The organism is Rhizorhabdus sp. GW822-FHT03C02 (assembly GCF_058801765.1).
Genome location: NZ_JBXANN010000005.1, coordinates 133,835 through 147,971, shown reverse-complemented (window position 1 = coordinate 147,971; position 14,137 = coordinate 133,835). Strand labels below are relative to the sequence as shown.

Below are 14,137 nucleotides of genomic sequence, written 5' to 3'. Positions count from 1 at the left end.
ATTTTTTGTGCGGCGGGCGGAAAGGCGATCGGCATAGGCATCGGACGGCGTGCTTCATCAGCACGGATCAATCGATGTTGACGCCCTGTTCGATCAGGAAACGGCGGACGGGCTCGAGCTGGGCGGCATAGGCACGCCATTGCTGGACGGCGTCGCGGTAGAGCGGACGGCGCACCTGCGCGGCGCTCGGCGTGGCGACCGGCGCACGATTGGCATGGAAGTCGAGGCAGGTCGCGTCCCAGGGAAGCCCGACATGGTCGAGCAGGCGGCGCGTCTGCCCCTCCTGATCGTCGACCAGCGTCTCATAGCCGAATTCGAGCACCCGGCCGGGCAGTCGGTGGCGCCAATAGGCGATGAGTTCATCGAACAGCAGATAGAAACGCGCGGTGTCGATCAGGTCGTGGCTATAGGCATAATAGCTCGACGTTGTGGCGAACAGATTCTTGAAGTTGCTCCAGATGCTGTCCATCGGATTGCGGCGCAGGCAGACGATGCGGGCGTTGGGCAGCGCCCGGGCGATATAGCCGATATAGAGGAAATTCAGCGGCAGCTTGTCGACGAACCGGCCCGCCTGGGCACCTTCGTGCTGGCGCGCGCGCTGCATATAGGCGCGGCCGACCGCATCGGGCGACAGGGCGCCTGCCGCCACGATCGTCGCTTCGTCGAGCACCAGGCGCGAGGGGGTCTGGGCGAGCCGCTTGATCGACAGCGGCATCGCCTGCAATTCGCCGGCAGACCGCACCTCGGGATGCGACGACAATATGCGATCGACCAGGGTGGTGCCGGTGCGCGGCATCCCGACCACGAAGATCGGCGCGTCGTCGACGGCGCTGTTACCGGCGAAATAACCGGGCCGTTCGAAACCGGCGCGGATCGCCCGCGCATTGCGGGCGTCGCCGTCGATCGTGAAACCGGTTCGCTGCTTGTGCGCGCGGTTGCCGGTGTCGAGATGGCGGAACGCCGCCTCGGGATTGCCGAGGTCCTGATATTCCTTGGCGGCGGCATAATGGATGCGCAGCCGGTCGGTCGGATCGGAGGTCGCAGCGAGCGCATTTTCGAGCCGGGCGACATGATTGGCATCGGCACCATGCCGGCGCAGTCCGGCGAGGCCGAAATGCGCGCGACCATGGGTGGGATCGCAGGCAAGGATGGCTTCATATTGCGCTTCGGCTTCGGCGGTCCGATCGAAAAAGCCATAGGTGCTGGCGAGGTTGAAGCGATAGTCGACATTGTCGGGCGCCGCGGCCACCGCACGCTCGAACAGCGGCAACGCGGCGGCATGATCGCCGAGCCGTGTATAGACGCAACCGATCGTGTCGATCGTCATCGGATCGGCACCCGCCGCCTGCACCGCGGCACGATCGGCCGCGGCCCGGGCGTCGGCTTCGCGGCGCGCCAAGCTGAGCAGACGGCCATGCTGGGCAAGATATTCGGCGTTGCCGGCATCGAGCGCCACCGCCTGTTCGACCGACTGCAGCGCCGCCGCGATCCGGCCGCCTTCGGCCATCGCGATGCCGAGCAGGAAATGCGCCTCGGCGTCGCACGGGTTGACCGACAGACGCTGGGTGGCGATCCGCGCGCACCCGCCGAGATCGCCTTTGGCCAGCGCCGCGCGTGCCGGGTTCACGCCACGAAGCTCATAACCCGTTCGACCGTCCAGAAGGCGCCGATGATGCCGACCCCGTAGAGCGCCGCCTGCCGCACCGGCTGCGAGAGCGACAGCGATCTGAGTCCGAGCATGATCATCGTCACCATGCCGACGAAGATCAGCTGGCCGATCTCGACCCCGACGTTGAAGAAGACCAGGCTCGGCAGGCGCTCGCCCTGCGACACGCCGAGTTCGCTGAGCGCGCTGGCGAAGCCCAGGCCATGGAGCAGTCCGAACATCGACACCACCGCAGCGCGGCGGCGCTGGGTACCCCTGCCGGCCGCCTCGCCGCGCGAGAGCAGCGCCTCGCGTGCCATGAATGCGATCGACAGCGCGATCGACGCCTCGACCGGCGGTATCGGCACCTGGACGACCTCGAAAAAGGCCAAAGCCAGCGAGATCGAATGGCCGATCGTGAACGCCGTCACCAGCCCGATCAGCTCGCGGCCGCGCGCGAGCAGGCACAGGCAGAGCACGAAGGAAAGATGGTCCCAGCCCATCCAGATGTGGAAGATGCCCTGCACGATGAAATCGCGCGCGATCTCGAGCAGCGGCCGGTCGACAGCGGCGGTCTCGCCGACCGGAACGGTCACCCCGTCGGCATCGCCCGACAGGCTGCGGTCGACCTGCGCCCCCATGACGTTGGTGACGAAATTGGCGCCGTCGACCTTCCACGGGGTCCGGACGACATCGGTCGAACGGAACGGGCGATCGCAACCGATCTCGAACGCATATTGGGCGCGCCCGCCCGCGGTCTGGCGGCTCGACGAGATCTGCCGGCAGCCTTCGGGCCAGACCGGCGCCGCCGCGGACTGCACCGTCTCGGGCACCGCGGCGGTGAATTCATAGCTGTTGGGTTCTTCGCCATGCGACAGGCCGAAATCGGCCGAAAGGAAGATGTCGGCGCGCACGGGAGCCGCCATCATCGCCACCATGAAGAGGGCGATCGCCCAGCAGCCGCGCATCGCCGTCATCCTAGCGATCGATCTGAACATCATATCGGGTCTCGAGCCTGGCGATTTCGCTGTCGATGACGCGGCCGGTCTGGGCCATCATATAATCCTGCCGCACCTGATCGCGGACGTCGCGATAGGGCAGCAGCGACGATCCGATGCTTTCGTCGCGGCGCACGAAATGCCAGCCGCGCGCCGACCGGACCGGACCGATCCACCGGCCCTGCGGCGCCGTGCGCAGCCGGTCGAGAAAGGCCTGTCCGAAGATGCCGCGCACCATGCTTTCGCCATAGCGCGGGAAATCATGGCCCAGCCAGAAATCGTCGCCGCGCACCGCCGCACCCCGTTCGAGCTGCGCCAGGATCGGCACCGGGTCGGCAGGCGTCGCCGCGAAGAAAAGCTGCGCGAAGCTGAGCCTGGGCTCGGCCTGATAACGGTCGAGATGGTCCGAATAATAATCGACAAGCTGTTCCTCGCGCGGCTCGGGCGGTGCGCCCGCCACCAGATAGCGGACCTTGTCGGTCAGCCGCTTGCGGGTCTGGGCGTCGGTCAGGTGCATGCCGCGGTCGATCGCCTCGTGGAACAGCAGCTCGTCGGTGATATAATCCTTGCGCAGCCTGGCGCGATCGGCGGCGTTCGCCTTGCGACCCGAGACCGTCTCGAAATCCTGGACGAGCGCGCTTTCGACCTGGGCGGTGTAGTGGACGACCGGCTTACGCCGCGCCTCGATCGCGTGATAGGCGGCGAAGATGCCGCCGCCGACCAGCACGAAGGCGAGCAGCGGATCGCGGAGGATCGCGCCCAGCTTCGCGCGCATCGAAAGCCGCGCGCGCACCGCCGCGCCACCTCCGCCTGCCATCCACTGCTCGCCAAGATCCGGCTTCACCGTCTTCCCCCGAAGGCCCGTCGTCATGGCCGGGAAGACCATGTCCGCACCGATCCTATCGATGTCGCCCGGGGGCCGCCTACGTCAATTGACGTACGCCGTGCGCGCCGGTTCAGCGCGGCTGGGCGATCGCCGCGACCAGCGTCTGCGGCACGTCGGGCCGCGGTGGCGGGACGATCTGGTTGCCCATCGGCCGGTCGAGCGCGGCCAGCGCGCTCTTGACCGCCTCGGTCGCGTTCAGTCCCGATTGCCAGGGTGAGGCCGGGTTGGTGCTGTGTCAGGCGTGCGGCACGACCAGATCCGACCGGATATCGGGCCGCGAATTGAGCGCCCCGAGGAGATCATATTCGCCGGTCACGTCGAACACGCGCCGGCAATCCTCGGGCATGCCGACCTTCGCGCACAGGGTGACGATCCGGTGGCTCGTGCCGACTGCGGCGATCCGCACCGGATCGCGCGCCTTGAGCCAGTAGAGCGCCTCCGACAGCACCAGATTGCCCTTCGAATGGCCAACCAGCAGATCGAAACCGAAGGCGGGATCGCCGAGCAGATCCGCCACCGCCGCGGTGTCGGGGCTCAGCCGGATCGTGGCGACGCCATCGATCGCCTCGATCAGTTGCTCGACCGGTTCGGTCAGCGTCTGGGTGACCCGGTCGAGCCCGTCGAACATATGGCGCAGGCTGTTGAGCGCCCCGAACCAGAACCAGCCGCCGAGCGCCTCGGTCAGCACGTCGGAAAAGCCGTAGCCCGACACCACCGCGACGACATTCTCATCCCGCGCATCGGCGACGTTGCGCGCGAGCGCGGCGGCGCCCAGCGCCGAACTGCCGACCCCGGCGACCGCGATCGCCTTCGCCGAGAGATCGCCCGATGCCCGGAAGGCCGCGAGATCCTCGAAGACGGTCAGCGTGCCTCGCCCGGTCGGCGGCACCAGCAGGATCGCGCCTTCATGCGCGAACCAGGGTGCCAGCGACTCGGCCTCGACATCCGATATCGCACCGACATCGTAGAAGACGGTGTCGAGCAGCGCGTTGCGCCGGCGCAGCAGTTCGAGCGGCGCGGTCCGGACCGGGTTGCCGAGCAGTCGCGCCGGCAGCACCGCCGCCCGCGCGGCGCTCAGCGCGGCATAGCTTGCGAACCCCCGATCGATCTCGCCATCCATCCCGGTTCACCGTCGACTCCGTACAGGCGTCAGGGATGATGCGGGACGACCGCCGATCGCACAAGCCGGGAGAATGCGCGCTCAGGCGGCGCCGAACAGTTCCTCGAACAAGGCGAGCATCTCACGCCACGACCGCGCGTCGGCGGTGGCGTCATAGCGGGCGAAATGCGGCTGGCCGCGCGAGTCCGCTTCGGGGTTGGTGAAGCTGTGCACCGCCTTGCCATAGACGTTCATCTGCCAGTCGACTCCGCCGGCGCGCATCTCCTCTTCGAACGCGTTGCGCCGGTCGGCGCCGATCATCGGATCGTCGGCGCCGATGCAGACCAGAACCTTGCCCCGGATATTCTTCGCGTCGTCGGGCGCGGCGGTGGCGAGGCCGCTGTGGAAGCCGACCGTCGCGGCGACCGGATGGCCGCCGCGCGCCAGCTCGAGCGCCATCGTGCCCCCGAAACAATAGCCGATCGCCGCGATCCGGGCCGGATCGACCTCGGGCCTGGCCAGCAGCGCGTCGAGCCCGCCTTTGGCGCGATCACGGATCCGCTGCGGCGCGCTGCCGAGCGCCCCGAGCAGCGCCGTCACCTCGGCCATGTCCTCGATCAGGCGGCTGTCGCCGTGCAGATCGCAGGCCAGCGTCACATAGCCGCGTTCGGCCAGCCGCCGCGCGCGATCGCGGGCATGGTCGCCCAGCCCGAACGCCTCGGGAAAGACGAGGATGCCGGGGCGCGGGCCCGATCGATCGGAATCGAGATAGAGGTCGCTGCGCATCGCGCAGCCGTCCGCCTCGTAGCGCAATGTCTCGCTGTGCATCGGCATCTCCTGCTCCACTGTCCTTTGCTCCGGTACAGCATGGCCGGGGCGCCGCCGCCAGACCCGCCGCCGGCCATCGCCGCCGCGATTGACAGGCTTTCTCGGCGGCCCATAACCAGGGGCATAAACATAGCGAGGGGATGCGCCCGGCCGTCGGCCGGGGCGTGAGGGGATCACCGCATCGGCGGGATCCCGCAGCGGAGGGGGAAAGCAGCGATGGCACGTTTCGCAGGCAAGGTGGCGATCGTCACCGGGGCGAGCACCGGGCTCGGCCCGGTCATGGCGAAGATGCTCGCCGACGAGGGCGCGCGGGTGGTGCTGGCGGCGCGGCGGCGCGATCTGGTCGAGGCGGCCGCGGCCGAAATCGGCGAGGCGGCGATCGCGGTCCAGGCCGACGTCACCAGCGAACAGGATGTCGAGGCGATGGTCGAGGCGGCGATGCGCCGCTGGGGCCAGGTCGACATCATGATGAACAACGCCGCCGCGCCGGGGCAGGACAGGTTCATCTGGGAGCAGACGCTCGACAACTGGAACGCGACGATCGGCATCGACCTGACCGCGGCGATGCTGTGCAGCCGCGAGGTGCTGCGCCGCTCGATGATCGACCGCAAGACCGGGGTGATCCTCAACTTCTCCTCGACCGCCGGCTGGAACGGCATGCCGCGCAAGAGCCATTATTGCGCGGCCAAGGCGGGACTGCGCACGCTGACCAAGGTCATCGCGATGGAGGTCGGCGGCTATGGCATACGCTGCAACTGCGTGGTGCCCGGACAGATCGACACCCAGTTGCTCCGCAGCTGGCTCGAGCGCACCGCGCAGGAAGAGGGGATCAGCTATGACGAGAAGCGCGCGCAGAGCATGGCCGGCGCCGCGCTACCGACGATGAGCAGCACCAAGGACGTCGCCAATCTGGCGCTGTTCCTTGCCTCGGATGCCGCGCGGACGATCACCGGCCAGTCGATCAACGTCGATGCCGGCGCGGTCATGACCGGCTAGAGCAGCAAGTCTTAGCCTTCGTTCGACGGAAACAGCCCCGCCTCGAATGCGATCCGCAGCGCGTCGGGCAGCGAGGTGACGCCCAACCGGTCCATCATATGCGCCCGGTGCATCTCGACGGTGCGCGCGCTCAGCCCGAGATCGTGCGCGAGCACCTTGTTCGATCGCCCGGTCATCAGCCCGATCAGCACGTCACGTTCGCGCGGGGAAAGTTTGGCGACGCTCTGCCGCGCCTGTTCGTGGCGCTTGAACGACGGCTCCTCGGCCTCGATCTCGGCGAAGATCCGACTCAGGATCGCCAGGATCTGGCCGTCGTCGAACGGCTTTTCGACGAAATCGCTCGCGCCCAGTTTCATCGCCTGGACCGCGGTGCCGACATCGGCATGGCCGGTCACGATCACCGCGCGCACCAGATGGGTGCGGTGGGCGAGCGATTCGAGGATCTCGAGCCCGTCCATCCCGGACAGGCGCAGATCGAGCAGCACGCAGCCGGCGTCGAGACCGCCTATAGCGTCGAGAAACGCGCGCCCATCGGCAAACAGATGCGGCACATAGCCGTTCGCCCGCAGCAAAACGCCGAGCGACCGCCGAACATCGCTGTCGTCATCGACGATGTGGACGAGGCGCCGCGCGGGCATCGACTTCTCCGGGATATTACTAGGTAGAATGTTATATTGCATCGCACCGCAAGTATCGACGGGGCCATACGGTATAATACCCGTATGGTTTCCAGCATCTTAGCGACCCTATTTTTTCGGACTGGGGAGGGGATGGTCCGCTGGGAGCCGCCGATGGCGGATTTTGGCGGAAAGGCCAACAGCAGGAGGCTCTATGCCCGCGACCCTCGCCCGCTCGTCCCGCCTCCGCACCTTCGAGGTCGACGCCAGCTTGCCGTTGCTGTCGAGCGCGCTCGGCCCCGCCTTCATCAGCCATGTCGGCCATGACGATGGCCGCGCCGCCACGACCGAGGTCACGATCCACCACGTCGCGATCGACGGCGTACGGGCCAGCTATGGCGCGGCCAGCGCGCTGGTCGGCCGGCGGGTGCTGGTCGACATGCCGCTGACCGGCCGGCGCGAGGCCGAGGTCCGCTGGCAGAAGGACGATGTCGTCGGCTGTCGCTTCGTCACGGCCCGTCCGGTGAGCGACGAGCCGGCCGATCCCGCGCCGACCACCGAGACCGAGATCGAAGATCAGGCGCGCGCCATGCCCGAACGCCCGGTCGAAATCAGACTGGCCGTCATCGAGGACGAACAGCGCCGCGCGGCCGCGCTCTGGATTCCCGTCGTCACCTTCTTTCTCGGCGTCGTCACCTGCCTGTTCGCGATGGCGATCCTCGATCGATTGTTCGACTGGCGGCTGTGAGGTCGGTACCCCCCGCTATCGGCGCGCCGCGCCCAGTTCCTTGTTGAGATAGACCGTCACCATCGCCGCGCGCCGCGCATCCTCGACCCGATCGGCGCCGGCCGCGTGCCCGCCCTCGATCGCCTCCGAATAATAGAAGCCATCGCCGAGCTGTTCGAGCTTCGCCGCGAATTTGCGGGCATGTCCCGGATGGACGCGGTCGTCCTTGGTCGAGGTGTAGATGAACGGTTTCGGATAGCGCACCCCGGCCTTCAGATTCTGATAGGGCGAGTAGCGCGAGATGAACGCCCAGTCGGCCGGCTTGTCGGGGTCGCCATATTCGCCCATCCACGATGCGCCCGCGAGCATGTGCGAATAACGCTGCATGTCGATCAGCGGCGATCCCATCACGATCGCGCCATAGAGATCGGGACGCTGCTCCATCAGCACCCCGACCAGCAGGCCGCCGTTCGATCGTCCCGACGCCGCGATCCGCCCCTTGGCGCTGACACCCGTCCTGACCAGGTCCTCGGCGACCGCATGAAAATCGTCATAGGCGTTCTGGCGCTTCTCGCGCAGCGCCGCCTGGTGCCAGCCGGGTCCATATTCGCCGCCGCCACGGATATTGGCGAGGACATAGGCATTGCCTTCCTCGACCCAGAACAGCCCGGCCGGTCCGCTGCGATAGGGCTGTTCGGTCAGATAGGTCGGGGTCTGGGCGAGCCGGAAGCCACCATAGGCATGGATCAGCGCCGGCACCGGCCCGGTCGCGCCTTTCTTGCGGACCAGGAAATAGGGGACCTTGGTGCCGTCCTTCGAAGTCGCGAAACGCTGGGTCACCGTCATCGCCGCGGCATCGAAACGTGCGGGCAACGCCTGGACCTTGACCGGAGCCGCGTCCGGCGCGACCGCATAGAGCGTCGGCGGGGTCAGCATCGCCTCGACCGTCACGAACGCCCAGTCGCGCGTGCCGCCGACGGCGTCGAGATGCACCGTCGCATTGGCCGGGAGATCGACCGGCTTCGGCGTCCAGCCGCCATCCGCACGCTGGCTGATCGCCACCAGCTTGCCCGACACATCGTCGAGCAGCTTGACCCACAAGATCCTGTCGCCCGCCGACACGTCCTCGATCGCCTGCGATCTGGTCGGCACCATCACGTCGCGAACCGCGGGCGTCTTGCCGGCGAGCAGATCGGCGATCGCATATTCGACGATCGACCCGGTCTTGTGGCCCTGCCAGTGGCTGGCGAGGGTCGCGATCAGATGCCCGTCGAGCACATCCTCGACCTGGGCGTCGGTCGGCAGCGGCGACCGGATCAGCCGGCCGTCGGGCGCGACATGGCTGACCTCGCTATGGTAGAAGTCGACCCCGCGAACGATCATCGGCCAGTCGGTGCGGGCATCGCGCACGACACGCGGCGCGACGCTGACATCGGTCGACCGCCCCTCGGCGACCAGGGTCGCCGACGACAAGGGCGTGCCGCGCTTCCACAGCTTGACGATCCGCGCATAGCCCGAGCTGGTCTGACTGCCCGGGCCGAAATCGGTCGCGACATAGAGCGCGTCGGCGCCGGCCCAGGCGGTGCTGCTCTTGGCGGTCGGCAGGACGAAGCCATTCTCGACGAACCGGCCGCCGGGCAGATCATATTCGCGCCGCACCGACGCGTCGCCGCCGCCGTTCGACAGCGTGACGATGCAGCGGACATAATCGGGCGCGCGGCAATCGGCCCCGCCCCACACCCAGCTCTTGCCCTCGGCCTTGCCGAGCGCATCGACGTCGATCAGCGTACGCCATTCGGGCTTGCCGGCGACGAAGCTCGTGATCGAGGCGATCCGCCACAACCCGCGCGGATTGGCCTTGTCGCGCCACAGGTTGAGCACGCGGTCGCCGATCACCCGGGTCGGCGTGGCGATCTGGCTCTCGTCCTGCAGCAGGTCGAGCGCGCGGTCGCGATAGGCGGCGAAGCCGGGCTCGGCCTCGAGCATGCGGTCGGTCGCCAGATTCCATTGCCTGACCTGGGCGATCGCCTTCGCCCCCTCGACCTCCTCGAGCCACAGATTGGGGTCGGGGGCGGGCGCGGCACCCGTAATCGCGAAACTGGTGGCAGCGAGCAGGAGGATGGCGAGCAGGCGCGACGGCATCGATCGGATTCCCCGGTTGTTCTGGTCTGGTCTGGTTGGCGCCTGTGTGCGGTGCTTGTACGACACCGGTCAAGACGGACCGTGTCGAACCGGGATCGAAAGACCAGCGGCGTAACGCCCCGCCCATCCGGAGGGCGGGGCGGGACGCTCACTCAAGCGCAGGCCGCCCCAACCGTACGCGACCGCGCCCGATGTCAAAACCTGCACCAATACTCCGCGGTTCCATCGACAGCTGCGGGTTGCACCCGGCATCGGGACGCCCCTAGACCATGGCGATGACCCGCTATCCGATCCCCGCCGCGCAATATGGCCTGCTCGCGATCCTGCTGTGCGCGGTGCCGCTGGCGACCTGGCACGCGCTCTATCCCGAGAACACCTATCTCCAGGACGGACCGACCATCCTGGTGCTGCTGGCCGCGATCCCGTTGCTGCGGCGCTTTCCCTTGTCGACCCGATCGGTGCTGGCCATCACATTGTTCTTCCTGCTGCACTCGGTGGGCGCGCGCTATTCCTACAGTTTCGTGCCCTATGACGACTGGGCGCGGGCGCTGACCGGCGAGGGCGTCAACGAACGGTTCGGATTCACCCGCAACCATTTCGACCGGCTCGTCCATTTCTGCTTTGGGCTGCTCGCGGTCGGGCCGGTGCGCGAGATCGCCAGCCGGCATTTCGGCCTCGGCCCCAGGGCAGCGCTCTATATCGCCCCCGAATTCGTCGCCGCGTTCAGCGCGGTCTACGAGATCTTCGAATGGCTGCTGGCGGTCGGCATGGATCCGGCATCGGCCGATGCCTATAATGGCCAGCAGGGCGACATGTTCGACTCCCAGAAGGACATGGCCTTCGCGCTGGCCGGTGCGGCGCTGACGACCTTCGTCGCGATCCTGCGCAGGAGACCGAACGATCATGGCTGATCCCGACGCCCCCTTATCGATGACCGGCGGCTGCCAGTGCGGCCGCATCCGCTACGATGTGCGGATCGCGTCGGACGAAGCCTATCTGTGCCATTGCCGGATGTGCCAGCGCGCCACCGGCGGGGTCTCGATCGCCTTCGTCAATGTGCGCAAAACGGCGGTGCAATGGCAGACCGATCCCGATTTCTATCACAGCTCGCAGATCGCCCGGCGGCCGTTCTGCTCGGCATGCGGCACCCCGCTCGGTTTCGAATTCCTCGACGGCGAGAATATCGACCTGACCGTCGGCAGCTTCGACGATCCGGGCCGTTTTCGTCCCGTCGAACATTCGGGGGCCGAGAGCATCCACGAAGCATGGATCGACACGCGCGCGCTTCCGCGCCACAGGACGGACGAGAACAAACCCCTCGTCGATCGATGGATGAAGACCGTTGGCAAGCTCCCCGACTGAAGCCCGTACCCATTATTTCGAAGGCGCCGGCGGCGCGCGCATGGCCTGGCACGAGCTGGGGCCGGCCGATGCGCGGCCGGTGATCCTGATCCACGGCCTGTTTTCGAACGCCGAGACCAACTGGATCAAATATGGCCATGCCGCCAAGCTGGTCGCCAAGGGGCGGCGGGTGATCATGCCCGACCTGCGCGCGCATGGCGAAAGCGCGCGGTCACACGATCCCGCCGATTACAGCACCGACATCCTCGCCGACGACAATCTGGCGCTGCTCGACCAGCTCGGCTTCGGTCCCGGCACCTTCGACCTCGGCGGCTATTCGCTGGGCGGCCGCACCACCGCGCGGATGCTGGTGCGCGGCGCGAAACCAGGCAAGGCGATGCTCGCCGGCATGGGCCTCGAAGGCCTGCTCGACCTCGCCAACCGCGCCGGTTTCTTCCGTTCGGTGCTCGAAGGCCGCGGCACCCACAAGAAATTCTCGACCGAATGGATGGCCGAGGCATTTCTGAAGACCACCGGTGGCGACGCCGAGGCGCTGCTGCTGCTGATGGACTGCTTCCCGTCGATTCCGCGCGCGGCGCTCGCCGGCATCGACATGCCGGTGATGGTGCTGACCGGCGCCGACGACCAGGACAATGGCTCGGCGCGGGCCCTGGCCGACGAGCTTCCCGACGCGACCTATGTCGAGATCCCCGGCAACCATATGAGCGCGGTCACGCTCCCGGCGATGGGCGACGCGATCGCCGACTGGTTTTAAGCCTCGCTACACCGTCTGGTCTCCGTAATACACGGACTTGACCGATCCGCCGCCCCTGTGGTCACATCGCTGTCAGCAAGAAAATCTGCCAGAGGGGCACTTCCATGAAAATCGCCATTCGCGCGGCGTCGTCCGCGCTCGCGCTCGCCGTCATATTGGCGGCCGGCACGCCCGCCTTCGCCAAGAAGAAGGACGAGGCGCCGGCAGCTACGGCAGCGCCGGCCGTCGTCGCGCCGACCCAGGCCGACGCCGACGCCTATATCGCCGCGGTCGAGAAGGAATATGGCGACTTCTCGCTCTACGGCGCGCAGGTCGCGTGGATCAACGCGACCTATATCACCGACGACACCGATGCCGTCGCCGCGCGGGTGGGTGCCGAAAGCACCGAAATGGGGGTGCGCTTCGCCAAGGGCGCGGCGAAATTCGACAAGGTCGAAGGGCTTTCCTACGACACCCGCCGCAAGCTCGACTTCCTCAAGCAGGGCCTCGTCCTGCCCGCCCCCGATACGCCCGGCGCCGCCAAGGAACTCAACGACATCGCCACCCGGCTGTCGTCGACCTATGGCAAGGGTCGCGGCACGCTGAAAGGCAAGGAAATCGGCGGATCGGACATTGAGGCGGCGATGGGCACCGATCGCAACCCGGCCGAGCTCAAGGAGATGTGGGTCAGCTGGCACGACAATGTCGGCAAGCCGATGCGCGGCGACTATGCCCGGATGGTCGAGATCGCCAACAAGGGTGCGATCGATCTCGGCTACAAGGATGTCGGAGCGATGTGGCGCGCGGGCTACGACATGCCCGCCGACGATTTCGCCAAGATGATGGACAAGCTCTGGCTGCAGGTGAAGCCGCTCTACGACCAGCTCCACTGCTACACCCGCGCGAAGCTGAACGCCAAATATGGCGACGCGGTCCAGGCGAAGACCGGCCCGATCCGCGCCGACCTGCTCGGCAATATGTGGGCGCAGGAATGGGGCAATATCTACGATATCGTCGCCCCCAAGGGCGCCGGCGACATCGGCTATGATGTCGGCGACCTGCTCAAGGCCAAGGGCTATGACCCGCTGAAGATGGTGAAGACCGGCGAGGGTTTCTATTCGTCGCTGGGCTTCGATCCGCTGCCCGAGAGCTTCTGGAAGCGCTCGCAGATCGTGAAGCCGCGCGACCGCGAAGTGATCTGCCATGCCTCGGCCTGGGATCTCGACAACAAGGACGATCTGCGGGTCAAGATGTGCGTGAAGGTGAATGCCGACGATTTCGTCACCATCCACCACGAGCTCGGCCATAATTATTATCAGCGCGCCTACAACAAACAGCCTTTGCTGTATCTGGGCGGCGCCAATGACGGCTTCCACGAGGCGATCGGCGATTTCGTCGCGCTATCGATCACCCCCGAATATCTCGTCCAGATCGGCCTGCTCGACAAGGCGAAGGTGCCGAGCCCCGACAAGGACACCGGGCTGCTGCTGCGCCAGGCGATGGACAAGGTCGCCTTCCTGCCGTTCGGGCTGCTGATGGACAAATGGCGTTGGGGCGTGTTCAGCGGCGCGATTCCCGCCGGCAACTACAACCAGGCCTGGACCGACCTGCGCCTGCAATATCAGGGCATCATCCCGCCGGCGCCCCGCGACGAGACCAATTTCGACCCCGGCGCCAAATATCACATCCCGGGCAACACCCCCTATGCGCGCTATTTCCTCGCCCGCATCCTCCAGTTCCAGTTCTACAAGGCGGCGTGCGAGCAGGCCGGCTGGAAGGGCCCGCTGCATCGCTGTTCCTTCTATGGCAACAAGGAGGTCGGCGCGAAGCTCGAGGCGATGCTCGAAATGGGCGCGTCCAAGCCTTGGCCCGATGCGCTCGAGAAATTCACCGGCAGCCGCGACATCGACGGATCGGCGATGATCGCCTATTTCCAGCCGCTGATGACCTGGCTTCAGGAACAGAACAAAGGCCAGGCCTGCGGCTGGTAGAGGAGTCAGCGGCCCCGCCCCTCGCCGCAGGGGCGGAGGTCCGCGAATCCCCCCGGTTTACGGGTGCCGATCGGATCCCCGAAAGCCGTTTCGGGGCCGTTTCGACCACCATC

Annotated in this window: 13 protein-coding genes; 6 read left to right on the top strand and 7 right to left on the bottom strand. The window is 67.0% G+C overall.

All coding sequences use genetic code 11. The annotated features are described in order from the left end of the window. Nucleotides 1–67: 67 nt before the first annotated feature. The 5 genes from AC1RM6_RS15005 to AC1RM6_RS14985 all read right to left on the bottom strand — a co-directional run bounded on the left by AC1RM6_RS15005 (nt 68) and on the right by AC1RM6_RS14985 (nt 5,456). Nucleotides 68–1,627 carry a tetratricopeptide repeat-containing sulfotransferase family protein gene (locus AC1RM6_RS15005; protein ID WP_493102555.1) on the bottom strand — a complete coding sequence of 520 codons (1,560 nt, stop codon included), beginning with the start codon at nt 1,625–1,627 and terminating at the stop codon, nt 68–70. Continuing rightward, a complete protein-coding gene (locus AC1RM6_RS15000; protein ID WP_493102554.1) occupies nt 1,624–2,613 on the bottom strand; it encodes a HupE/UreJ family protein in 990 nt (329 codons plus the stop codon). The genes AC1RM6_RS15005 and AC1RM6_RS15000 overlap by 4 nt, the downstream gene beginning before the upstream one ends. 10 nt (nt 2,614–2,623) lie before the next feature. Next, on the bottom strand, nt 2,624–3,487 hold the full coding sequence (locus AC1RM6_RS14995; RefSeq protein WP_493102553.1) for a peptidyl-prolyl cis-trans isomerase: 864 nt from the start codon (nt 3,485–3,487) through the stop codon (nt 2,624–2,626). Nucleotides 3,488–3,764: 277 nt separating this feature from the next. After that, nucleotides 3,765–4,649, bottom strand: coding sequence for a hypothetical protein (locus AC1RM6_RS14990; RefSeq protein WP_493102551.1), 885 nt, complete (start codon nt 4,647–4,649; stop codon nt 3,765–3,767). A gap of 81 nt (nt 4,650–4,730) precedes the next feature. Further along, entirely contained in the window at nt 4,731–5,456 is a 726-nt protein-coding gene (locus AC1RM6_RS14985) for a dienelactone hydrolase family protein (protein WP_493102550.1), read from the bottom strand. A gap of 216 nt (nt 5,457–5,672) precedes the next feature. Here AC1RM6_RS14985 and AC1RM6_RS14980 point away from each other — a divergent pair, with 216 nt between their 5' ends. Further along, nucleotides 5,673–6,452: an SDR family NAD(P)-dependent oxidoreductase gene (locus AC1RM6_RS14980; RefSeq protein ID WP_493102548.1), complete on the top strand. Its 780-nt coding sequence runs from the start codon at nt 5,673–5,675 to the stop codon at nt 6,450–6,452. A gap of 11 nt (nt 6,453–6,463) precedes the next feature. On the opposite strand, the gene AC1RM6_RS14975 is transcribed toward AC1RM6_RS14980, so the two are convergent. Then, nucleotides 6,464–7,090 carry a response regulator transcription factor gene (locus tag AC1RM6_RS14975; protein ID WP_493102546.1) on the bottom strand — a complete coding sequence of 209 codons (627 nt, stop codon included), beginning with the start codon at nt 7,088–7,090 and terminating at the stop codon, nt 6,464–6,466. 193 nt (nt 7,091–7,283) lie between these two features. On the opposite strand from AC1RM6_RS14975, the gene AC1RM6_RS14970 reads away from it, so the two are divergent. Continuing rightward, nucleotides 7,284–7,817, top strand: a complete 534-nt coding sequence (locus AC1RM6_RS14970; RefSeq protein WP_493102544.1) for a hypothetical protein — start codon at nt 7,284–7,286, stop codon at nt 7,815–7,817. A 15-nt stretch (nt 7,818–7,832) separates the two neighbouring features. Here the strand turns inward: AC1RM6_RS14970 and AC1RM6_RS14965 are convergent, their stop codons facing one another. After that, nucleotides 7,833–9,938: a prolyl oligopeptidase family serine peptidase gene (locus AC1RM6_RS14965; protein WP_493102542.1), complete on the bottom strand. Its 2,106-nt coding sequence runs from the start codon at nt 9,936–9,938 to the stop codon at nt 7,833–7,835. 275 nt (nt 9,939–10,213) lie between these two features. On the opposite strand from AC1RM6_RS14965, the gene AC1RM6_RS14960 reads away from it, so the two are divergent. The 4 genes from AC1RM6_RS14960 to AC1RM6_RS14945 all read left to right on the top strand — a co-directional run bounded on the left by AC1RM6_RS14960 (nt 10,214) and on the right by AC1RM6_RS14945 (nt 14,024). Beyond that, the gene (locus AC1RM6_RS14960) at nt 10,214–10,849 is read left to right on the top strand and encodes a DUF2238 domain-containing protein (protein WP_493102540.1); all 636 of its coding nucleotides are present in this window, start codon (nt 10,214–10,216) and stop codon (nt 10,847–10,849) included. After that, complete coding sequence (locus AC1RM6_RS14955; protein ID WP_493102538.1) at nt 10,842–11,300, top strand: GFA family protein; 459 nt, start codon at nt 10,842–10,844, stop codon at nt 11,298–11,300. Before AC1RM6_RS14960 ends, AC1RM6_RS14955 begins: the two co-directional genes overlap by 8 nt. Continuing rightward, entirely contained in the window at nt 11,281–12,054 is a 774-nt protein-coding gene (locus tag AC1RM6_RS14950) for an alpha/beta fold hydrolase (RefSeq protein ID WP_493102536.1), read from the top strand. Before AC1RM6_RS14955 ends, AC1RM6_RS14950 begins: the two co-directional genes overlap by 20 nt. 104 nt (nt 12,055–12,158) lie before the next feature. Continuing rightward, nucleotides 12,159–14,024 carry a M2 family metallopeptidase gene (locus AC1RM6_RS14945; protein WP_493102534.1) on the top strand — a complete coding sequence of 622 codons (1,866 nt, stop codon included), beginning with the start codon at nt 12,159–12,161 and terminating at the stop codon, nt 14,022–14,024. Nucleotides 14,025–14,137 lie beyond the last annotated feature (113 nt).